Source organism: Nocardia sp. PLKS1-43, assembly GCF_059510335.1.
Window position 1 is genome coordinate 654,497 of sequence record NZ_JCAJZQ010000002.1, and the last position, 22,131, is coordinate 676,627.

A 22,131-nucleotide genomic window follows, 5' to 3' on the forward strand; every position below is an offset into this window, starting at 1 on the left:
CCCGCCGTCGTATGGGACATTCCTCACAACCCGGGCCGTAATTTGCATTCTCCGAAATTGAGAAGATAATCTCGATCTAACGAGAAGCTTATTCTCTCAGGATCAGCGGCGGTCGGGCCGGAACCGATGCGCAGGCCACGGGCGGAAGGATCCCGCATGACCGTCACCGACAACGACCTCCCCATCCTCGCCGACGGCGATCCACAACCGGTCGTCGCCGAGATCGACGGGATTCCGATCTCCGGACTCCTGGCCCGGGCCCGGAATCCGCGCGCTGCCGTCGTCGCACTGCACGGGGGCGCGACAACGTCGCTGTACTTCGACTGCCCGGGACATCCGGAACTGTCCCTGCTGCGCACCGCGGCCGCCGCGGGATTCACCGTGCTCGCGCTGGACCGGCCCGGTTACGGCAGATCGCACCCGTATGCGGCGACATTGGCGGACCCCCGGCTGCGTGTCGAGTTGATGTACCGCGCGATCGACCATCATCTGGACGCGGCATCGCGCGGCGCCGGGATATTCCTGATGGCCCATTCGGCCGGGTGCGAGACCGCGGTCCGGATGGCCGCCGACGCCGAGCGCGGGCCACAACTCCTGGGCATGGAACTATCGGGGACCGGACGGCAGCGGCAACCCGCGGCCGAGGAGATCCTGGCCGTGCGGCCCCGGCCCGACAACGTGAAGGTGGGCCGGTTGCTCTGGGAGCCCGCGCGGTTGTACCCGCCCGAACATGTGGGCGGCGGGCTGATCGGCGCCGGCGGGCCGGGGTTCGAGGGACGGCTCGTCCAGGAATGGGCGACCACGCACTTCCCGGAACTCGGCCCGCGAGTACGGATTCCGGTGCGCTTCACCGTCGCCGACCACGAGAAGGTATGGCGCAACGATCCGGCCGGGCTGCTCGAGGTCGCCGAACTGTTCCCCGCCGCTGCGCGACTGGTGCTGAACATCCAGCGGAACTCCGGACACAACATCAGCATCGGGCACACCGCGACGGCCTACCACCTCGAGCTGCTGGCCTTCGCCGCCGAATGCGTGGTCGCCCGGGAGACGGGCGAATTCAGCAGCCCGGCAATACAATTCGACGGTATGCCCGCCGAGCGCAGCTGACTCACCGGCCCACGCCGCGGCCCGGTCGGCGTCGCGGCTCGAAACGCTGGTTCCTCGGGCCACGCACGATCATCGGGGCGAACACCCGAACGCCACCCTGGACGGTGATATCCGCACGGTGATGGTGCTGTTTCCGGCCTACGGCCTGCTCTGTCTCTGGGCGAGGGATCTGGACCGATACGCGGGCCTGATCCACCTGCTGATGCTCGTCTTCTTCGCCGGCGGGCTGGTCCGGCTGCTGACCGTGGCGTACGCCGGCTGGCCGAACTGGTTCTACATCGCCACGATCGCGGTCGAAATCGGTGTGCCACCGAACTATTCACCGTTACTGCGGCAGGTCACGGGACGTTCGATCGGCGCGGACCTGAGCGAGCTGACCCGCTAGCGCTCGGTTCACCGGCTGATCCGCCTGGGAACCGTTGCCGCGGTGAGCTTCTCCGGATTGCGCACGGCGTAGAAGGTGGTGATGACGTCGTTCACCACCTCGATCAGATAGATCCCTTCCAGCCTGTCGCGCGAGTAGACGGCCATCGCGGGGGTGCTGTTGCAGTTGACCGTCTCGATCCGCAGCCCCGCCGCACCCTCGGCCTTGCGGAACAGGTCGATCAGGTACCGGGCGACCCGGGCCGCGCCCAGCACCGGCCGCCGCGCCGCCACGGCCTTGCCGCCACTATCGGCGATGAACGCGACGTCCGGGGCGAGCAGCGCGAGCAATCCGCGCGTGTCACCGCTGGTCGTCGCGGTCATGAACTGTTCGGTGATCCGGGTGATCCGCGCGGCGTCCACGGGCTCGAAACGTCTGCGCCGCGCCCGCACGTGCTCGCGGGCGCGGTGTGCCACCTGACGCACGGCCGGCACGGATTTGCCGACCGCGGCGGCGATATCCGGGTAATCGAACCCGAAGACCTCGCGCAGTACGAAAACCGCGCGCTCGTCGGGGCCGAGGGTTTCCAGCAGGACGAGCATGGCCATCGACACCGATTCGGCCAGTACCACATCGGCCGCGGCGTCCGGCTCGGCGAGTTGCAGCGGCTCGGGCAGCCACGGGCCGACGTAGTCCTCACGTCTGCGAGCGCCGGCCCGCAGCGCGTTCAGCGCCTGGCGGGTCACCAACCGGGCCAGATACGACCGGGTGTCCCGGACCCTCGCCAGATCCACCTCGGCCCACCGCAGATAGCTGTCCTGCAGCACGTCATCGGATTCGGTTGCCGAGCCGAGGATTTCATAGACGATCGTGAACAGCAGCGGTCGCAGCAGGGTGAACCGCTCGGCATGCTCGTCGGCGATCACGCGGAGGTCACCGCCGACGCGTTCATCCGCGAGTCCGGCCGCGGTCCGCCCTTGATCCACGTCAGCGAACCCGGTTCGCGGGCCTCACGCCGCATCTTTCCCACGGCGAAATTGCAGGTCACCTCCTTGATCTTCGCCCCAGCGCGACCGCCGATGTACAGATTGATCGCGGTGTCGTCCTTGTGCGCGAGCTGCCGAACGCCGGTGCGGCGGCCCAGGCTCAGACAAACACCGGTCAGTGCCAGATCGATCACTCCGGGGTCGGATCCTTCGATATGACTCAATACGGTGTCGGCGGCCTGCGCCCCGAGCGCGCCGGCGGCCTGGCTGCTCATCCGCAGCGGCTGTCCCGACGGCGCGGCGGCGTCGCCGGTCGCGACGATGCGGTCGTCGTCGACGCTGGTCAGCGTCTCGTCGGTGAGCAGCCGGCCGATCGCGTCGGTGCGCAGCCCGCTCGCGGACGCCACCTGCGGCACACCGAATCCGGTCGTCCAGATGGTCAGGGCGCTCGGGCGCACCGCACCACTGGTCAGAACGACCGCATCCGCGCGTACCTCGAGCACCGGGTCCGATTCGAGCATCGTGACACCGTGTCGCGACAACCACCTGCGGACATACCGGCGGCCCGGGGCGCTCAGCGAGGGCATCAGCGTCCCGCCGCAGACGAGAGTGACTCGCCAACCCCGCTCGGCCAGTTCGGCGGCCGTCTCGACACCGGTCGGCCCGCCGCCGACGACGGTGATCGACGCGTCGGCGGACAACCCGTCCAACCGGGTGCGCAGACGTTGTGCGGACTCGAATTCACCCATGCGGCAGGCGAATTCGCCCCCGCCGGGCACAGCCGGCACCGCCTCGGTACTGCCGACCGCGTAGATGACGTGGTCGTAATCCAGCCTCCGCCCCGACGCCAATCGCACCGTGCGAGTTGTGGTGTCGATACGCGTGGCACGGTCGACCACCAGCTCGATCCCCGCCCCGAGCAACGTCCCGTAATCGATCGTCGCCGCACCGGTTCCGGCCACCAGCTGATGCAACCGCACCCGATCCACGAAGGCCGGACGCGGATTGACCATGGTGATCCGAACATCTCCCCGCTTGCGCAGCCGGTTGGCCGCGACCGTCCCCGCATATCCGCCCCCGACAACTACGACGCTGTGCTCTGTCCTGTATTCGGTCATGTCCCCGAGACACCGCCGGTCGCCGGAATATGACATAGCGCGAATGTGATATACATCACCGTCCTGAAGCCGGTCGAACCCGCGCCGGCCTCCGATCTCGAACCACACCGTCGAGCGTCGGTCACCCGCCCAGTCGACCGTCCGACGCGTCGTGCTCGGCGAGGGCACAGGCGCACTACCGGGTTCGACAACCGGAATGTGCAGCCGCCCGAATTCCGCGAGCCGCGCGAAACCTGTTCGGCGGCTGGATGGTTCCCCCTGGTGAATCCAGCTGCGGAGCACCTCGATGATCTGCGATATCGATCGAATGCCGAACCGGCTCACGGCACAGCCATAACGAGGCCCAGGCCCCGAGCCGCGATGCTTTCACCCGAGGATGTCGGCCCGATCCGCAACCGCGACCGATCCGCGTCCGGCACCCCATACAGTTCGCAGATCACCCGCACCGGGAACCGAAGCGTGAATCGCGGAACGAGATCCACCTCGCCCTGCTCGTCCGCGAAGCCGTCGATGAGTACGGGACAACGCCGCCGGGCACCTGTGTGTACCGCGAAACATTCTCGGCAACAGCGGTATTCGCGCGATGATCAGGCGGCGAGTTCGACGCCGAGGATGCGGTCCAGGGCGTGTGCGCCCGAATCGGTGAGTTGCAGGGTGCGGCGGGTGTGGTGGCGGACCAGCCAACCGGCCGACTCCATCCGGGTCAGCAGGGCCGCGCCGAGGGCGCCGCTGAGGTGGTGACGCTGCTCGCTCCAGTCGACGCAGAAGCGCAGGAGCGGGCGGCGCTGGGAGCGGGCGGCGGCCAGGTCGACGCCCAGGGCGGTGAAGACCGGTTCGGCCTCCGGCCCCAGCTGGTACGGATGAGTACGGACCGGAGCGGACAACCGGTCCCCGTCGGCGCGTTCGACACCGCGCAGACCGTCACCGCGGATCAGCGCACCGTGGTCGAGCAGCGCCTCGGTGACCGCGACGCCGAGCCGACCGGCGAGGTGGTCGTAACAACTGCGGGCCCGGCGCAAGGCCGCCGCCCGGGTGGATTCCCGCAACGAACGCACCGGACGGGTCGGAGCCAGCGCCGCCACCGCCTCGAGCGCGATGCCGACCTTCGCGTCGGCGAGCCGGTAATAGCGGTGGCGGCCGGAACGTTCCACGCTCAGCAGGCCGCCGTCCACCAGCCGTGCGAGATGTTCGCTGGCCGTGGAGGCCGCCACGCCCGCCTCTGCGGCGAGCACCGAAGCCGGTAGCGCGCGGCCGTCGGCGAGGCTGATCAGGACCCGCGCCCGCGTCGCATCGGCCAGCAGCGCCCCGATCGACGCGACATCGGCGTATCCGTGCAGTGGCCGGTCATCCGTCATGGCACCAGTCTGCACCCAGGACACTTCGGCGCACACCGAAGTATCATTGCCGCCGCTGCCCGAACAGCTGAATTCCACAGCGCGCACGGCGTCGCGGATCGAACGGCCATCTCGTGGCTACCGGCGGCATCGAGATCTCCTCGTAGCGATCGGCCGGGCCGACAGGCCGATGAGGTGCACGCCCATTCTTCGGCCCATACCGAAGCTTTTCGGCGAAACACTTGGCGGCATGAGCATTTCGAAACCGATCACGCGGGACTCGTCTCGGATCAGGCCCGGCCGGGTGCTGGGAGTGATGTGTGCGGGCATGTTCCTGGTGCTACTGGACGTCACGATCGTCAACGTCGCGTTGCCGAGCATCGGACACGGCCTGCGTTCGGATGTGGCGATGCTGCAGTGGGTCGTCGACGGATACGTGGTCGCCATCGCCGGACTACTCCTGGCCGGCGGCACCATCGGCGACCGGATCGGGCACCGCCGAGTGCTGCTCACCGGCTTCGCGGTATTCGGCGCGGCCTCGCTGATCTGCGCGATCGCACCGAATATCGGCGTACTGATCGGCGCGCGAATCGTCCAGGGAGTGGGCGGGGCGCTCCTGCTGCCCGGCACGATGGCGGTCATCGTGGAGGTGTTCCCGGATCGCGGCGCGCAGGCGCGGGCGCTGGGCACCTGGGCGGCGATCTCCTCGCTGGCACTGCCCGCGGGCCCACTGCTGGGCGGACTGCTCACCGGCTGGCTCGGCTGGCGCCCGGTGTTCTGGATCAATGTGCCGCTGACCGCGTTGGTCATCGTCGCGACCCTGCGCACGGTGCCGAACCGTCCGGGCCAGGAGCGCGAACGGATCGATCCGGCCGGCCTCGCCGGATTCGTCGTCGGTCTCGGCGGGCTGGTATTCACCGTCATCTCGATCGGGCACCGCGCCGGGTGGCCGACGATCATCACCGCGGCCGTGCTGACGTTCGCGGCCCTGGCCACCGCGCTGCTCTCGTCCGCACGCGGCGCGAATCCGGTGCTTCCCCTGGACCTGTTGCGCCGCAGGGATTTTCTGAGCCCCAATGTGGTCGCACTGACCATGAACCTGATCTTCAACGGGCTGCTGTTCGTCACCATGTTGTATTTGCAGGACGTCCTGGGCTGTTCGCCGCTGGTGGCCGGGCTGGCGGTGCTGCCGCTCGCGGTGCCCCTGGTCGTACTGGCCCCGGTATCGGGCCGGATCACCGCGCGGCGCGGGCCGCGCACGGCGGTCGCGCTGGGATGCGCGATCGCGATCGTGGGCACCCTGTTGCTGACCCGGTTGCAGGCAACCGGCGGAATCGGCTGGCTGCTGGCCGGATTCGGCATCCTGGGCTGCGGCGCCGGACTGGTGACCGCTTCGGTGGTGGCGGCGGTGGTGCGTGCCACGCCTCCCGACCGCGCGGGGCTGGCGACCGGAACCTCCAACACCGCACGGCAGATCGGCACCGCCAGCGGCGTCGCGATCTTCGGCGCGATCGCGGGATCCCCTGCCGGGCCGCACTTCATCGCCGCGATTCATCTGCTGACCATCGCGTCCGCCGTGGCCTGGGCCGGGGCGCTGGCGGTCACCGCGTACGGCGTCGCGGGACGTCCCCGGAACGAGTGATCCGGGCGTCCTCGCCGCCCGACACAGCACCGCTTCCCACCCGCCGAACGCCCGCCGGGATAGGCTTTTCGAACGAACGAGCGAAAGCGTGTCGTGTCCCGGCCGGAGCCGAGGCCGAGGGCGCGGCGCAAACGCCCGAGCGCAGCGTCGGAGCGAGGATACGGAGTTGTGAAGATGAGCCGGACCGTGGACGGGCATACCGGCGTGCCCGACGATCTGCGCGACACCGTCACGTTCGAACTCGAGCAGATCGACGAGACGGTGGCCGCGATGGTCGCCGAGCAGGCGCAGGAGCGTCCGCGCGACGGTGAGCTCATCACTCAGCGGCTCGGCCTGGACGGCGAACGCCCCGAGACGCTCACCCTCATCGGGGCGCGATACGAACTGTCCCGAGATCGGGTGCGCCAGTTGTACACTCGCGCCGTCGGCCAGATGATCCGGCGGGCGCAGGCCACTGGGCTGCCCGATACCGCGATCTTTGCCGCTCGCTATCCGGTCGGCTGGGGCGATCAGCGACTGGTGCGCACCCTGCTCGGCGAGATCTACGCGACCGACACCGATATCGCCGGACAGGATCTGGCCTACCTGCGACTGCGGCTGGCCGGCCACGCGCTGATGGACGCGAAGCGGGTGGCGGGCTTCGTCTTCCAGCAGATCGCCGGATGGCAGCAGCGCGGCCGCTGGCACGCCGTACCGCGATTCACCGAACCCGTTGCCGGACAGCTCATTCCGCTACTCCGGCGGACGGACTGGGCGAGCGGCGCGGCCACGCCGCTGCCCGAGTCGCCACTGACCACGGTCGATACCGACGACGACGCTCGCGGCTCGATCTTCGCCGAAAAGCTCGGCCGCGAAACGAGTTTCGACACGGCCCTGGAGGCGCGGCTGCTGCGCATGCTCGACGAGAGCGAACAGGTCGCCGCCTACACCGAACGACCGCTCGCGGTCGACTACCGCCTCGACGAGATCGACCGGGTGCATTACCCCACCGCCGCCGCCCGGCTCACCGACGGGCGGGCGCTGCTGATCGATGTCGTCCCGCTGGCGCGGATCGCGGTGTACGGCAATCGAATCAAGCTGGCGGCCGCCCGCGCCGCCGCACACGATCGCGGCTGGGGCCATCTGGTGTTCACCGGCAGCCGGCTGGGCGAGCCGGACCTGCGCGCGCACACCGTCTCCGCGGCCGCGGAGAACATCCTGCGCAACCGCCTGGCCGAAGGCCCGGTGGACTGGACCGAGTTCCGCCGCTATCGCGACGAGACCGAGATCGGGCTCACCGATTTCAGCGCCATGGCGCTGCGCCACGGCTGGCGCTGGGAGCGCGGCCCGTTCCGGCTCAGTGCAGGATCATCGCCGAAGCGATGAAGGCCACGATGACCAGCAGGGCGAAACAGGCGATCAACTGCCAGTGCATCACCGCCGTGCGCTGCCGCGCGATCGTCAGGCGCAACGTGGCATCGATCCGGCCGTGGTCGGCCAGGCGGCGACGCGCGCTGTCGAGTTCCTCGGCCACCTGCTCGGTCCGCTCGAGCCGGTGCATGAGCTTGTGCACCTGCTTGGCCTTGTCCCGAGTCGCCTTGCGCGCCAACGCCAGTGCGGTGCGCTGATTCACCAGTTCCTGCCGCTGCTGCGCGATCACGGCGGCCTGCGCCCGCGTGTGCTGCTCCCACGTGCTCACCGTCGCCCAACCTCCTGCGGTCTCGTCGCGATATCCGAAGGCAACCTTCGCGGCGACCCACTCCTGCATGAATTCCCGCACCGTCCACGGCTGCTCCCGAGGCCGCGCGAACCCGTTCGGCCCGGCCTCGAGCAGGCCGGAGACCAACCGGTAGTCACAACCCTCGGCGGCGAAGTCGTCCACCGCCACACCCGGCACCTGCGCGACCCAGAATCCCGGCGGGCACAGCCACAGCACCTCGTCGACGCCGACCGCGCGCAGCCGGGCCGCGCGCTCGAGCGCGAAGCCGACATGTACCGGCGCACTGCACACCTCGATCGCACATATTCGAGAGTCCTTGCGCCACAACAGTCCTGGGGTCTGGGCACCCACCGCCTTGTCCACCTCGGCGTCGTCGGCGCCCTCGGCCAGCAGCCGCCCGCGCAGCCAGTACTTGAACCGCTGCACATCCCAGTGGCAGTCGCCGCAGCCGGGCTCGCGGCACCGCACACCCGGCTGATGTCCACGCGGATTCGGTTCCACCGCAGGAAGTTCCGCGGGTTCGGGAGCGGTCAGCAGTAACGCCTGCCCCGGTCCGGCGTCAGTGCGCCTGTCATGTTCGACCATGCCCGCACCTCGCCGCTCGGTTCCGGCCCGCGCCAGTGGCCCGGCCGTGCCGACTACCCGCTCGCTACGCTCGCCCATGCGATCCATCGCCCCTACACCGTCACCGGCGGCACATCCGAAACCGCCCCCTCTAGAGTGCCGTAAAGATCGCCGGTCGGCACCGCGTCCTGCCCACTTTCGTTATGCAACCGGGAGCCGCGCGTGATCATGAGACCCGCGCGCGGCAACCGAACGGTGTCACAGGCAGCGAATTCGACCTTGGCGCACCGAACCCCGGCCGTTACGCTGCGCTGATGACCCCCACCGAATACATGAATGTATCGTCGCCGCTGCGCGCCGCGCGGCAGGCCAATTCGGTGGCGTTCGCACTCCAGGGCTTCTTCCTGGCCGTGATCCTCACCGAACTGCCGCAGGCACAGTCGCGGTTCGGCCTGAGCGATACCCTGATCCTGGTCGCGGTGGTCGTCATCTCACTGCTGGCGGCGGTGGGAAGCGTTGTGGCCGAACAGCTTGCGGTTCGCTGGTCCAGCCGGGTGACGTTGCGGACCGGACTCGCGCTGATCGCGGTCACCGGCGCGGTCATCGCCTTCGCACCGGACAAGGCGCTGCTGTTCGCGGCATTGAGCGGGTACGGCGTCGCCGTGGGCATCGTCGACGCGAGCACCAACATGCAGGCGGTATTCATCCAGCACGGATACGGGCGGTTCGTGTTGTCGTCGTTCTACGCCGCGTGGAGTGCGGGATCGATCCTGGGCGCACTGTTCGTCTCCGGATGCGAGAAATTCCACGTCACGTGGACCGAGGCGGTATTCGTCGCGGCGTTGGTGGTGCTGGTGGCGGGGTTCGTATTCGGACCGCGGCTGTTGGGCACCCGGCAGGCCGAGGCCGAACCCACCGAGGCCGAGCGCGCGGCGATCGTTCCGCTGCGGGCCTATCTGGCCCTGGGTATCGCGATGGCGTTGGTGTTCGCCATCGATCTGGCGGTCGGCAACTGGTCGGCGCTGTATCTGAAGAACGAACTGCTGTCCTCCTCGGCGACCGCCGCGCTGGCCCTGGCCGCCTACCAGGGTGCCTCACTGCTGACCAGGCTCACCGGCGATCTGTGGGTGCGCCGGTTCGGGCCGCGCGCGGTCGTGCTCGTCGCGGCCCTGATCGGCGTGATCGGACTGCTGGTCGTGGTGAGCGCACCCGGACCGATAGCCGCGCTGATCGGATTCCTGATCGCCGGAATCGGCCTGCCCGTGATCGCCCCGCTGTGTTTCAGCGAGGCCGGACGACTCACCGGCGGCCCCGGACTCGACGCGGTGATCGCTCGGCTGAACCTGTTCAACTACGCGGGGACCCTGATCGGCGGCGGCGTGGTGGGCGCGGTGTCCGACGTGGCGAGCCTGCGCATCGGCTTCGTCATACCGCTGCTGTTCGCCGCGGTGCTGGTGCTGTTCGCCCGCACGTTCCACGCACGAACCGCCCGCACCGCGCGCGAACCGGACGAATCGGCCTGACCGGCACGCCACCGCCCCGTCCGGTGGGCCGGTGTGATGCGATGGATCACGTGAACGACGACACGATGGTCACGGTGGACCGTGCCGGCCTCTGGGACGCGGAGGCCATCTCCGACGTCGCTGCCGCCACGTTCCCGCTCGCGTGTCCGCCCGGACTCGCGGTGGCCGATATCGAGACCTACATCGACGAGACGCTCTCGGACGAACGGTTCGGCGACTACCTCAGCGATCCGGATCGCACGGTGCTCAAAGCTGTATCCGGCGGGCAGATCGTGGGCTACACCATGTTGATCGGGGGTGACCCGACCGATCCGGTCGTCGCGCGGGCGGTGGATCTTCGGCCGGTGCTGGAAATCAACAAGATGTACGTCCTGGCCGGGCACCACGGCAGCGGCGTATCGACCGCCCTGATGACCGCGGCCCTGAAACACGCACGCGACAACGGTTACGCGGGCGTGTGGCTGGGCGTCAACCAGGACAACGCCCGCGCCCAGCGGTTCTACGCCAAACGGGGATTCCGGACGGTCGGCACCCGCACCTTCACCGTCGGCGGCTCGGTGTGCCACGACTACCTCATGCAGCTGGCCCTGGAACCCGCCTCGTCGGACTGAGCCCGGCTGCCTCGCGCCCCCGGCTGTCACAGCCACCGCCCACCGGGTGCCGCCCGGCCGATCAGCGCAGCAACTTGGCCTTCAACGCGGCGATATCGGCGTCGGTCAGCTTCAGTCCCTGGTGGAGGTAGTTGTCGAAGCTGCCGTAGGACTTGTCGACCTGGCCGAAGGCCGCGTCGAGTGCCGAGAGGGCGACACCGTCGACCAGATCGCCGTCGCGGGCATTGCGGTAGTAGTTCGACAGCAGATAGTCGTAGCCGACCGTCTTTCGGTCCACGCCCAGGGCGGTCAGCAGCACCGCCGACATCCAGCCGGTGCGATCCTTACCCGCGGTGCAGTGGAAGAGCACGGCACCGTCGCCGGAGCGGGAGATGTCGCGCACGACGTCGGCGAAGGCCTGATTCGCGCCCGGCGCGGTGATGAACGCCCGGTACAGGTCGGCTCCGGCGAACAGGGTCGAGACGAGCACCTGCGGCGGCGCCTGGCCGATGACGTCGTTCCAGTGCGCGGTCGCGCCGGCCGGAATCCGGTCCGGGGACAATACACGCTCGTAACCGGTGCGCAGATCGTGGACGGAACGAACCGCACGGGTGGTGAGGGCGGCCAGGTCGGCGTCGGTCGCCTTGGCCAGCTCGCCGCTGCGATACACCAAGCCGGTGCGCACCACACGGCCGTCGGTGGTGCGATAACCGCCGAGGTCGCGAGCGTTGACCACGCCCTGCAGTGGGACGGCTCGCTGGCCGGTGGTGGCCACGACCGATGTGGTCGCCACGGGCGGGTCCGCGGCCGCGGCGCTGCCCACCGCGAGCCCGAGGGCGATCGTCGCCGCGGCGGCCAGAGCGGCTACGACACGGATCGAACGATGGACCATCACAACTCCGATCTGCTCGGGTCGGCGATCCGCGCGAGATCGGACGCCGCCATCCTGGACGACCGTCCGGGACTTCGATGCCGCACGTGACGGTACCGCGCGATCAGCCCGCGGGCACCTCGTACCGCGAGAGCGCGAGCAGCCGGGAGATCGCCCGCAGGTACTTCTTGCGGTAACCGCCGTCGAGCATCTCCTGGGAGAAGATCGCGTCCAGTTTGGCGCCGGACACCGTCACCGGAATTCCGGCGTCGTACAGGCGGTCGGCCAGCACCACCACGCGCAACGCCACCGCCTGATCGGTCACCTCGTGCACGCCGGAGATGAACACCGCGCTCACCCCGGAGATCAGCGCACCGAATCGCGAGGGGTGCAGGGTGCTCAGATGCCGCAGCAGCGCGTCGAAGTCGTCGAGCGTGGAACCCGGTGTGGCCGCGGCCTTCTCGGCCAGCAGCTCGGGCGCGGCCGGCTCGGGGGCGGGCGGCAGGTCGCGATGCCGGTAGTCCGGACCGTCCACCCGCACCGTCTCGAACAGCGATCCCAGTTTCTTGATCTCCCGCAGGAAATCCTGCGCCGCGAAACGGCCCTCACCGAGCTGGCTGGGCAGCGTATTGGAGGTCGCCGCGACCGACACCCCGCGCGCGGTCAGCTCGGTCAACAACCGCGACACCAGGGTGGTGTCGCCCGGATCGTCGAGCTCGAATTCGTCGATGCACAGCACACTGTTGCCCGCGAGCCGATCCACCGCGTTCGTGAAGCCCAGCGCGCCCACCAGATTGGTCAGCTCGCCGAAGGTGCCGAACGATTTCGCCTCGGGCGAGGCGTGGAAGATCGAGGCCAGCAGGTGCGTTTTGCCGACGCCGAAGCCGCCGTCCAGATACAGGCCCGCACCCTGGGCGTGCTTCTTCTTGCCGAACAGACTCCTGCGGTTCGCGGCCGCGTGGATCGAGGCGACCCGCGCGGCGAAATCGCGCGCCTTGCGCACGGCCTCGGCCTGGGTGGGCTCGTTCGGGTCCGGAATGTAGGAGTCGAAGCTCACCTCGTCGAATGTGGGCGGGGGCACCATCTGGGCGATGAGCTGATCGGCCGGAACCTCCGGATGGCGATCGACGAGGCGTTGCTGCACGCAAGTAGCGTACTGACGTGGTGTGATCGGTGTTTATGCAACGTATGCCCAATGCGATCCAGTTCACAACCCTGGGTTCCGACGACCTCGTGCGGCTCTACGCCTACCCGGCCTCGCTCGAATCCCCTTGGATCCGAGTCAACTTCGTCACCAGCATCGATGGCGCGGCGACCGTGGACGACCGGTCGGGTGGGCTGGGGAGTCCGTCCGATCACGCGGTGTTCCAGATCCTGCGAGATCTGGCCGATGTGGTTCTGGTCGGCGCGGGGACCGCACGTCAGGAGAATTACGGCGGCGCGCGGACCGATGCCCATCGACGCCTGCGGCTGTTCCACCACGGTCTCGGCGGCAGCCCGGACGGCTCGCCGCCCCCGATCGCGGTGGTGACCGCCGGCGCCGCGCTGGATCCGGTGGGACGGCTGTTCACCGACACCGACCGGCCGCCGATGATCCTCACCACCGTCAGCGCGCCGGCCGACCGCAAGCGCGCACTCGCCGACGCGGGCGCGGAGGTGATCGAGTGCGGCGAAGCCGCGGTGACACCAGCGGAAATTCGCGCGGTCCTGGCGCAACGCGGACTGCTGCGCGTGCTGTGCGAGGGCGGCCCCTCGTTGTTCGGCGACCTGATTGCCGCGAGTGTCGTGGAGGAACTCTGCCTCACCGCATCGCCGCTGCTCATCGGCGGTACCGCGAGCCGAATTGCGGTGTCTCCCAAGGCGTTGCCGACCCCGATGACCTTACGTCACGCGATCCTGGACGAGGACGGCACGATCCTGACCCGCTGGGAACGCGCCCGCACCCAAGGCTGAAGGCACCCGCCGGACCTGGCAGGCTGTAACGCATGCGCAGGACTCGAGCCGCACTGCTGGCATCGTCATCGCTGACGATCCTCCTCACCGCCGCCTGCGGCGCCGGCCCGTCCGATCGTCCGGGAATCGCCGAGGCCCGCCCGCATTCCGGCGGCTCGGCCGCAACCACCTCCTCTGCCCCCGCGGCGCCGCCGTCGGCCGAGACGCCCAAGACCGATCTGGGCTGGCACGACTGCGCGGCGTCCACGTTCAACGCGCTGGGCCTGGGCGCGCCACCGGGCGGACTGATCTTCGAATGCGCCGACTACTCCACCCCGATCGATGCCGGGGGCGCGGTACTGGGCACTTTCCGCAACGCCGCCGTACGCGCCCGCCTGCCGCAGACCCCCGTGAACGCCGCGCCGCTGGTACTCACCTCCGGTGCGGACCGCTCCTCCACCGCGACCCTCGCCGGACTCGTCACCGGCCCCAACTCCGCGGTGCTGGCCGCACATCCGATCGTCGCGGTGGACCGGCGCGGGGTCGGCAGTTCCCAGCCGATCAACTGCCTGACCGACGACACCAGGCGCGGCCTCGCGGACAACGACCAGTTCGCCGGGGGCAACCAGATCGCCGCGATGGCCAAGGTCAGCCAGGACGCCACGATCGCCTGTCAGGATTTCCTGCAGCCCTATCAGGGCACCTTCGATGCCGGGCACGCCGCCGACGACCTCGATCAGCTGCGCAAGCAGTGGCAGGTCGACCACATCGCACTGCTGGGCGCGGGTGACGGCTCGCGGGTGGCGCTGGCCTACGCCGCCAAGTACGGCGAACACCTGGCCCGGCTCGTCCTGGATTCCCCGGTTGCCGCCAAGGCCGATTCCGCGACTCGCGCCGAACAGCGCGTCAAGGGCTCCGAAGCCGCGCTGACCGCCTTCGCGCAACGCTGTGCCGCACTGAACTGCGCGCTGGGCAGCGATCCGCGCGGCGCGATCATCGCACTGGTCAACCGGGCGGCCGCGGGGCAGCTCGGCGGCATCTCCGCGAACGCGCTACTGACCGCCGTGTCCGGATTCCTCGCCGATCCGCGCGCCGATCAGGCCAATCACACCGCCGACCTGGCCGATGCGTTGTCCGCGGCGGGCCGCGGGGACAACGACGCGCTGAACCAGCTGATCGGCAAGGAGTCCGCCGCCACGGACGCCGACGGGCAGTTCGTTTCGACCTGCAGCGACAACCAGAAACCGGCGACTCCGGATCGGGTGCAACAACTCCAGACCGCCTGGGCCAAGCAGTACCCCGTCTTCGGCAAGGCCGCGGCGATCGGTCTCATGGCATGTACCGCCTGGCCGACGCCGAATCCGGCGCAGCTGCCCACCACGTTCCCCCTGCCCACCCTGGTTCTGGGCAACGACGCGAACCCGATCGCGGGCAGCGACGCGCGTCCCTCGGTCACCGGCGTGCTCGGCGCGGCGGGCGCGCGCAGCGCCAGCGTCACCTGGCAAGGCTGGGGTTATCCGGTGTTCACGCACTCGGCGTGCGTGCAGCAGAACCTGGTCGGCTACCTGAAGGATGCGACGTTACCCGCCGACGGAACGGCCTGTCCCGCCTGATCGCTCGCGCCGCCGATCCGGACCGAACGACTACGCCGGTGGTCCGTATCGCTGCCGAGATGCCAGGGCCGCGTTGTGCCGTCACCCGGCGATCCGGCTCGCGGGACCGCGGACGGCGGCGCCCGAGCGGAGCGGAGACGGCGCCCGAGCCACGGTTTCGGCGGGTCCGAGCAACGGTCCGGGTACTTTCCGGTGTACCGTGCCCCAGTGTTCCTTCGTCAGCTCGAGCCGCGCACCGCTCGTACGACCTCCGAGGTCCTGAACTTCGCGCTATGGCCTTTCGCGGTCATGACCGTACTGCATCAGGTCTTCGTCAAGGCGACGAACTTCAACATCACCGACGATTTCGCACCGGTCTACAAGGCGTCCCTGGCGTTTCTGAACGGACGCTCGATATACGCCGAGAACTTCGACCTGGTGGATCCGCACTACCTGTATCCGCCGGGCGGCACCCTGTTGATCGCGCCGCTGGCGATCATCGACCCCGAGAAGTCGAAGTGGTGCTTCGTCGGAGTCAACGCGGTGGCTATGCTGATCGCCTGGTACCTGCTGCTCGCGCTGTTCAAATTCAGCATCAAATCCTATGCCGCGCCGCTGACGCTGCTGCTGATGTTCGCCTCCGAAACCGTCATCAACACACTGGCTTTCGGCAATGTGAACGGATGCATCCTGCTTGCCGAGGTCGTCTTCATCATCCTGCTGCTCGCTCGGCGGGAACTGTGGGCCGGCGCGGTGATGGGTTTGGCGATCACCGTGAAACCCACGATCGCGCCGATGTTGCTGATCCCGCTGATGCGGCGGCAGTGGAAGGTCTTCCTGCCCGCGCTCGGCGTGCCGATCGCGCTGACGGCCATCGCACTGCCGCTGATCAAGGATCCGATGGACTACCTGCATCGGACCCTGCCGTATTCGATTCAGGCCCGCGACTACTTCAACAGCTCGATTCCCGGCACCGCGGCCTACTGGGGGCTGCCCTCACCACTGGTCTGGAGTATCCGGATCGGGATGGGCGTGCTCGTGCTGATCTCGCTGTGGCTCCTGTACCGGTACTACCGCCACGACGAGCTGTTCTTCATCTGCACCAGTTCCGGCATTCTGCTGCTGGCCGAGTTCCTGATCAGCGGGCTGGGCCAGCAGTACTACTCGATGCTGCTGTTCCCGTTCCTGATGACGGTGGTGCTGCGCAATTCGGTGCTGCGGAACTGGCCCGCCTGGCTGGCGATATTCGGCTTCACCACCTTCGACAAATGGCTGCTGGACCACTGGCAGAGCCTGGGCCGGGACCTCGAGTACCTGCGAATCACCTTCGGCTGGGGCCTGCTGCTGTTCGTGACGTTCTGCGTACTCGGCGACCGGTATCTGAGCGCGCGGCGCGAAGGCCGGCTCGACTCCGGCATCGACCCGTCGTTCCTGCAGCCCGGCCACAATCCCGCGCCCCTGCCAGACGCTCCTCAGCCGCCACGGACCGGGGCTCCGCAGACCAGTGCGACCACCGAGCTGGTCGATCCGGACGACGAGCAACCCAGCACCGCACCGGACGAGGCGGGCGTTCTACGCTGAACGCCGGCCGGCGTTCCAGTCTCATTAGAATCGGCCTATGAGTTCCGAGTCCGAGACGTCGCTGCCCGCACCCAAGATCGTGCTGACCCCGCAGGAATGGCGGGCCAAGCTCAATCCGCAGGAGTACGCGGTACTGCGGGAGGCCGGTACCGAGCGGCCCTACACCGGCGAATACACCGATACCGAAACCGCCGGCGTCTACGCATGCCGAGCCTGTGGCGCGGAGCTGTTCCGCAGCACCGAGAAGTTCCATTCGCACTGCGGCTGGCCGTCGTTCTTCGATCCGGCGGATTCGGACGCCGTGCTGCTGCGCACCGACGACTCGCTGGGCATGCGGCGTGTCGAGGTGCTGTGCGCCAATTGCCACAGCCACCTCGGCCACGTCTTCGAGGGGGAGGGATACCCGACCCCGACCGACAAGCGGTACTGCATCAACTCGATCTCGCTGCGCCTGCACCCCTCGGACGACGCAACACACTGAGACGACGGGGGTACAGTACGGCGCGTAACCGGTACCGCGCATGACCCGATTTACCGGGGCACGCGATGCTTGGTTCGAACCGGTATGCGACAGCGATCAGGGCAGCGAGGCGATCAACTGCTCGAGTTCGACGCGCGGACCGGTGAAGAAGGGAACTTCCTCGCGCACGTGCCGCCGGGCCTCGGTGGCGCGCAGATCGCGCATCAGATCGACGATGCGATGCAACTCGGGCGCCTCGAACGCCAGAATCCACTCGTAGTCGCCCAGGGCGAAGGCGGGGACGGTGTTGGCGCGCACGTCGGGGTAGTCACGAGCCTCTTTACCGTGGTCGGCCAGCATCTTGCGACGTTCGGCGTCGGGCAGCAGATACCAGTCGTACGAGCGCACGAACGGGTAGACGCACAGATAGTTGCCCGGCTCCTCACCGGCCAGGAAGGCCGGGATGTGGCTCTTGTTGAACTCGGCCGGGCGGTGCACCGCGGCGTTGCTCCACACCGGGGCACTGGCCCGGCCCAGTTCGGTGGTGCGGCGCAGATCGGCGTATGCGGCCTGCAGATCCTCGATCCGGTCGGCGTGCCACCAGACCATGAAATCGGCGTCGGCGCGCATTCCGGCGACGTCGTACAGGCCGCGCACGACCACGCCCTTGTCGGCGAGACCGTCGAAGAAAGCACGCGCCTCCTTGATCGCGGCCTCCCGGTCCTCGCCCAGAACCCCGGGCTGCACCTGGAACACCGAGAACATCAGATACCGGATGGTGGAATTGAGCGCCTGGTAATCGAGTCGTGCCATACCCCTATCGTGCCACTGCGGATGGCCGGGAGACACAGCCGCACCGCTTACCGGCGAAAACGCCGCCGACACCGGGTGCGGATCCGGGTAGCGGGTGCGGGAATCCGATAGTTGTGGACTTGTAACTCCTTGAGTGCCAACCTTTTTCACATGACGACACCCATCAGCCGCGTCGATTCAGCGCGTTCGGCCGGCGAGTATTTGCTCGGCGGCGGCCGTTCCCGATGCCGCGCAGGCCGGAACGCCGACACCGTGCAGGTAGGCGCCCGCCACCGCGAGCCCGGGTGTCGCGGCGACCGCCGATTCGATCGCGGACACGATCTCGGTGTGCCCGGGGGCGTATTGCGGCAGGCCGCTACGCCAGCGCTGAACCGCGGAGGCGACCGGCCGGATCGAGATCCCGGTCACGGTCGCCAGATCCTCGGTCGCGGCGGTGACGAGTTCGGTATCCGAGAGCGCCAGCAGGCTGTCGTCACCGAACCGGCCGAACGAGGCACGCACGATCGCGACGTCGCGATCGGCCAGATGCGGCCACTTGCGACTGGAGAGCGTGAAAGCCTTGGCTCGCAACGATTCTCCCGTGGCGATCAGGATGCCGGAGTTCTCCGGCAGCGGGGTGTCCGCCGGCAATGCCAGCGCCACCACCGCCGAGGAGGACAACTCGATCCGCGCGGCCGCGCGGGCGGCCTCGGGCAGCGACGTGGCCAGCAGATCGGCGGTGACGGGTGCCGGTGTTGCCAGGACGACCGCGTCGCACTCCCCGACCGGCTCCAGCCGCCAACCGTGCGAGGTGCGCGTCAGGTCCGCCGCGGTGGTATCGACGTCGAGTTCCGGGTCGGCGGCGGCCAGCAGCGCGTCGAGCAGGACGCGGTAACCGTCGCGAATGCCGCCGAAAACCGGTGCGTCCGAGGGCGGTGGCAACGCTCGCGACACCGCCGCTGTCAGATTCGGCGCGCCCGCGTCGAGGGCCGCGGCCAGACCCGGCAGGGCGGACCGCACCCCGATCGAATTCGCCAGTCCCGCATACACTCCGCCCAGCAGCGGCTCCACGCTGCGGCTCACCACCTGTGCGCCGAAGCGCTCGGCCACCAGGTCCGCCACCGAGACGTCGTCACCGGACGTCCAGTGCAGCGGCCGGTCCGGCTCCGCGGCGATCTGGCGCAGCGTCGCCTCGTCCACGAGTCCGGCCAAGGAATTCGCGTGTGCGGGAATGCCCATCAACGTGCCCGCCGGCATCGGATGTGCCGCACCGCCTGCCCAGATCAGCGGCCGCCGGCCGGAGGGATGCACCAACTGGTCCGCGAGCCCCAATTCGCGCAGCAGAGCCGGGATTTCGGGCCGCCGCCCGACGAATGCTTCCGCGCCCAGATCCACCGGACCGCCCGCGAGCACACCGGTGTGCAAGGTTCCCCCGATCCGCTCCCGCCGCTCCACGAGCACCAATTCCAGCTCGGCTCCCAGCGCCGCCCGCAACCGATAGGCCGCGACCAGCCCGCTGATCCCCGCACCGACCACCGCGACCCGCATCGACCACACTCCTCACCGCACCGACGAGCCTGCCTCACCGAGCCCGTATCGAACCTACTCGGCAACCCACCGCCGCCGCGTACGGCCAACCCAGCGCACCCGATGCCCGGCCCCCGGCGCCAGTACGCCACGAATCGACCGCCCGCGCGAATCCACCGCCCAAATATCGAGCGCCTTCGCCCGACATGGCGACAGGACAGTCGATCAGCGCGCCTCCCCACCCGAGCCCCGCACCCTGCCCCACGCGGCAGCTCTGCCCGGCTGCAGCTGTTCCGAGCCGCTATGCTGCCGCGGGCCGCAGCTCCCCGGGCCGAACCCTTCACCAGACCAAAGCCCTCACCAGCCGCAGCTCTCTCTTCCCCCGTGCCGCAACCTCACCAAGCCGCAGTTCTCTGCCCCCGTGCCGCAACTCTCACCAGACCGCAACTCTCGCCCGAGCTGCAACTCTCACCAGGCCAACACTCTCGCCCGAGCCGCCCCCTCACCAGACGGCAGTTCCTGCGAACCGCAGCCTCACCAGGCTGCAGTTTGACCAAGCCGCCGTTCACCCGAGCCGTAGTACTCCGGGCCACAACTCCCCCGAGCTGCAACTCTCCCTTGGCGACAGATCCCTTCAAGCAACAGCTTTCCCCAGGCCACTGCCCTACAGAGGCAAACTGTCGATCATGTCGACCACGGCTGTGAAGGCGCCGGGTCAGTTGGGGAGCACGCCATGGCCGACGACGCGCCCAGGGTGATCGCACCGTGCGCGATGCTACGCACCTCCCGCTCCCCAGAGGCGAAACTTCCACCGGGCGCAGCCCGCCCGAGCCGCAGCCCTCACCAAACCACAACTCCCCAACCTCAACTCTCCCGGAGCCACAGAGCCTTGCAGCCGCAGCTCTCACCGGGCCCCAGATCTTCTCGGACCGCTGCTCTACAGAGGCAAACTGTCGATCAGGTCCACCACGCTGTGATGGCGCCGGGCCAGTTGGGGAGCAGACCGTGGCCGAGGTTGAAGATGCGGCGCGACGCACCGAGGGTGATCGCATCGTGCGCGATGCGACGCACCAGCCGCTCCCCCGAGGCAAAACGCGCACCAGGCCGCAGCTCGCTCGAGCCACAGCCCTCACCAAACCACAACTCCCCAACCTCAACTCTCCCGAGGCCACAAAGCCTTCCAGGCCGCAGCCTCCCACCGAGCCGCAGATCTTCTCAGACCGCGGCTCTACAGAGGCAAACTGTGGATCAGGTCGACGACGGCTGTGATGGCGCCGGGATCGGTGTCGGGGAGCACGCCGTGGCCGAGGTTGAAGATGTGGCCCGTCGCGCCCAGGGTGATCGCCTCGTCGGCCTCGTGGGCGATGCGGCGCACTTCTCGCTCGAGCACCTCTGGTCCGGCGAACAGCGTGGCCGGATCGAGGTTGCCCTGCAACGCCTTTCCGGGTCCGATGCGCCGCACGGCCTCGGTCAGCGGGACGCGCCAGTCCACCCCGACCACATCGGCCCCGGCCTCGCCCATCGCGCCGAGCAGTTCGCCGGTGCCGACGCCGAAGTGGATACGCGGCACTCCCGGTCCGGCGACCGCGGCGACCTCGGCGAAGACCCGTTCCGAATGCGGCAGGACGAACTCCCGGTACTGTGCCAGCGACAGTGCGCCCGCCCAGGAGTCGAACAACTGCATCGCGTCCACGCCCGCGGCAAGCTGGGCGCGCAGGAATTCGATGGTGATATCGGTCAGCACACCGAGCAACTCGTGCCAGGTGTCCGGGTCGGCGAGCATCATCGCCTTGGTGCGCTCGTGATTCTTACTGGGCCCGCCCTCGACCAGATAGGACGCGAGAGTGAAAGGGGCACCGGCGAATCCGATCAACGGTGTATCGCCGAGTTCACCCACCAGCAGCCGCACTCCCTCGGCGACCGCGCCGACCTCCTCGTGCCGCAACCGCGGCAGCGCCCGCACATCGGCGGTCGAACGCACCGGATTCGCCACGACCGGCCCGACCCCGGGCACGATATCCAGATCGATCCCGGCCGCCTTGAGCGGAACGACGATGTCGGAGAACAGGATCGCCGCGTCCACCCCGTGCCGGCGAACCGGCTGCATGGTGATCTCGCAGAGCAGCTCCGGGTCGAAACAGGACTCCAGCATGCCGATCCCGGCACGCACCTCGCGGTACTCCGGAAGGGACCGCCCCGCCTGTCGCATGAACCAGACAGGACGCCGTGTCGGGCTCGCTCCACTGGCGGCGGCGAGGAACGGCGCGTCGGACAACCGGCGACGTATTGGTGTGCTCATCACGGCCATCGTATGCGACCACCGACACCGCCCCTAAGCGCCACTCGAACCCCCGCATCACCCCAATTCTCCGGTTTGCGGCAAGACCTGTGGCCCGGACGCGCGACAGGTACCGGGACCGGTTACCGGACACCGCGCGGGTGCTGAGCC

Annotated in this window: 19 protein-coding genes; 10 read left to right on the forward strand and 9 right to left on the reverse strand. The window is 68.8% G+C overall.

Annotation, left to right across the window (positions count from 1 at the left end; translation table 11 throughout):
• Positions 1-156: 156 nt before the first annotated feature.
• Together AC5WS7_RS10845 and AC5WS7_RS10850 are read left to right on the forward strand one after the other, a co-directional pair.
• On the forward strand, positions 157-1,107 hold the full coding sequence (locus AC5WS7_RS10845; protein WP_495954288.1) for an alpha/beta hydrolase: 951 nt from the start codon (positions 157-159) through the stop codon (positions 1,105-1,107).
• 46 nt (positions 1,108-1,153) lie between these two features.
• Positions 1,154-1,492 carry a DUF4345 domain-containing protein gene (locus tag AC5WS7_RS10850; RefSeq protein WP_495954530.1) on the forward strand — a complete coding sequence of 113 codons (339 nt, stop codon included), beginning with the start codon at positions 1,154-1,156 and terminating at the stop codon, positions 1,490-1,492.
• Positions 1,493-1,500: 8 nt separating this feature from the next.
• On the opposite strand, the gene sigJ is transcribed toward AC5WS7_RS10850, so the two are convergent.
• The 3 genes from sigJ to AC5WS7_RS10865 form a co-directional block, all read right to left on the reverse strand.
• Complete coding sequence (gene sigJ / locus AC5WS7_RS10855) at positions 1,501-2,397, reverse strand: RNA polymerase sigma factor SigJ (protein ID WP_495954289.1); 897 nt, start codon at positions 2,395-2,397, stop codon at positions 1,501-1,503.
• The gene (locus AC5WS7_RS10860) at positions 2,394-3,575 is read right to left on the reverse strand and encodes an NAD(P)/FAD-dependent oxidoreductase (protein ID WP_495954290.1); all 1,182 of its coding nucleotides are present in this window, start codon (positions 3,573-3,575) and stop codon (positions 2,394-2,396) included. The genes sigJ and AC5WS7_RS10860 overlap by 4 nt, the downstream gene beginning before the upstream one ends.
• Positions 3,576-4,162: 587 nt before the next feature.
• Positions 4,163-4,930 carry an ArsR/SmtB family transcription factor gene (locus AC5WS7_RS10865; protein WP_495954291.1) on the reverse strand — a complete coding sequence of 256 codons (768 nt, stop codon included), beginning with the start codon at positions 4,928-4,930 and terminating at the stop codon, positions 4,163-4,165.
• Between the two features lie 229 nt (positions 4,931-5,159).
• On the opposite strand from AC5WS7_RS10865, the gene AC5WS7_RS10870 reads away from it, so the two are divergent.
• Both AC5WS7_RS10870 and AC5WS7_RS10875 read left to right on the forward strand, forming a co-directional pair.
• On the forward strand, positions 5,160-6,551 hold the full coding sequence (locus AC5WS7_RS10870; protein ID WP_495954292.1) for an MFS transporter: 1,392 nt from the start codon (positions 5,160-5,162) through the stop codon (positions 6,549-6,551).
• Between the two features lie 174 nt (positions 6,552-6,725).
• Positions 6,726-7,916 carry a hypothetical protein gene (locus AC5WS7_RS10875; protein ID WP_495954293.1) on the forward strand — a complete coding sequence of 397 codons (1,191 nt, stop codon included), beginning with the start codon at positions 6,726-6,728 and terminating at the stop codon, positions 7,914-7,916.
• Here the strand turns inward: AC5WS7_RS10875 and AC5WS7_RS10880 are convergent.
• Positions 7,888-8,913 carry a hypothetical protein gene (locus AC5WS7_RS10880; RefSeq protein ID WP_495954294.1) on the reverse strand — a complete coding sequence of 342 codons (1,026 nt, stop codon included), beginning with the start codon at positions 8,911-8,913 and terminating at the stop codon, positions 7,888-7,890. The genes AC5WS7_RS10875 and AC5WS7_RS10880 overlap by 29 nt on opposite strands.
• A gap of 215 nt (positions 8,914-9,128) precedes the next feature.
• Here AC5WS7_RS10880 and AC5WS7_RS10885 point away from each other — a divergent pair, with 215 nt between their 5' ends.
• Together AC5WS7_RS10885 and AC5WS7_RS10890 are read left to right on the forward strand one after the other, a co-directional pair.
• Positions 9,129-10,337, forward strand: coding sequence for an MFS transporter (locus tag AC5WS7_RS10885; protein WP_495954295.1), 1,209 nt, complete (start codon positions 9,129-9,131; stop codon positions 10,335-10,337).
• 41 nt (positions 10,338-10,378) lie between these two features.
• Entirely contained in the window at positions 10,379-10,948 is a 570-nt protein-coding gene (locus AC5WS7_RS10890) for a GNAT family N-acetyltransferase (protein ID WP_495954296.1), read from the forward strand.
• 61 nt (positions 10,949-11,009) lie between these two features.
• Here AC5WS7_RS10890 and AC5WS7_RS10895 read toward each other — a convergent pair whose 3' ends face one another.
• Entirely contained in the window at positions 11,010-11,819 is an 810-nt protein-coding gene (locus AC5WS7_RS10895; protein WP_495954297.1) for a tyrosine-protein phosphatase, read from the reverse strand.
• Positions 11,820-11,922: 103 nt separating this feature from the next.
• Positions 11,923-12,942, reverse strand: coding sequence for a cell division protein ZapE (gene zapE, locus AC5WS7_RS10900; RefSeq protein ID WP_495954298.1), 1,020 nt, complete (start codon positions 12,940-12,942; stop codon positions 11,923-11,925).
• A gap of 35 nt (positions 12,943-12,977) precedes the next feature.
• Between zapE and AC5WS7_RS10905 the strand changes: the two genes are divergently transcribed.
• The 4 genes from AC5WS7_RS10905 (at position 12,978) to msrB (ending at position 17,384) form a co-directional block, all read left to right on the forward strand.
• The gene (locus AC5WS7_RS10905; protein ID WP_495954531.1) at positions 12,978-13,751 is read left to right on the forward strand and encodes a pyrimidine reductase family protein; all 774 of its coding nucleotides are present in this window, start codon (positions 12,978-12,980) and stop codon (positions 13,749-13,751) included.
• 32 nt (positions 13,752-13,783) lie between these two features.
• Complete coding sequence (locus tag AC5WS7_RS10910; protein ID WP_495954299.1) at positions 13,784-15,343, forward strand: alpha/beta fold hydrolase; 1,560 nt, start codon at positions 13,784-13,786, stop codon at positions 15,341-15,343.
• A 207-nt stretch (positions 15,344-15,550) separates the two neighbouring features.
• On the forward strand, positions 15,551-16,903 hold the full coding sequence (locus AC5WS7_RS10915) for a glycosyltransferase family 87 protein (protein WP_495954300.1): 1,353 nt from the start codon (positions 15,551-15,553) through the stop codon (positions 16,901-16,903).
• 37 nt (positions 16,904-16,940) lie between these two features.
• Positions 16,941-17,384, forward strand: coding sequence for a peptide-methionine (R)-S-oxide reductase MsrB (gene msrB, locus AC5WS7_RS10920; protein WP_495954301.1), 444 nt, complete (start codon positions 16,941-16,943; stop codon positions 17,382-17,384).
• Positions 17,385-17,480: 96 nt separating this feature from the next.
• Here the strand turns inward: msrB and hemQ are convergent, their stop codons facing one another.
• From hemQ to hemE, 3 genes are all read right to left on the reverse strand, one after another.
• Positions 17,481-18,176, reverse strand: coding sequence for a hydrogen peroxide-dependent heme synthase (gene hemQ / locus AC5WS7_RS10925; protein WP_495954302.1), 696 nt, complete (start codon positions 18,174-18,176; stop codon positions 17,481-17,483).
• A 177-nt stretch (positions 18,177-18,353) separates the two neighbouring features.
• Positions 18,354-19,703: a protoporphyrinogen oxidase gene (locus tag AC5WS7_RS10930; protein WP_495954303.1), complete on the reverse strand. Its 1,350-nt coding sequence runs from the start codon at positions 19,701-19,703 to the stop codon at positions 18,354-18,356.
• A 1,207-nt stretch (positions 19,704-20,910) separates the two neighbouring features.
• Entirely contained in the window at positions 20,911-21,990 is a 1,080-nt protein-coding gene (gene hemE, locus AC5WS7_RS10935; protein WP_495954304.1) for a uroporphyrinogen decarboxylase, read from the reverse strand.
• Positions 21,991-22,131 lie beyond the last annotated feature (141 nt).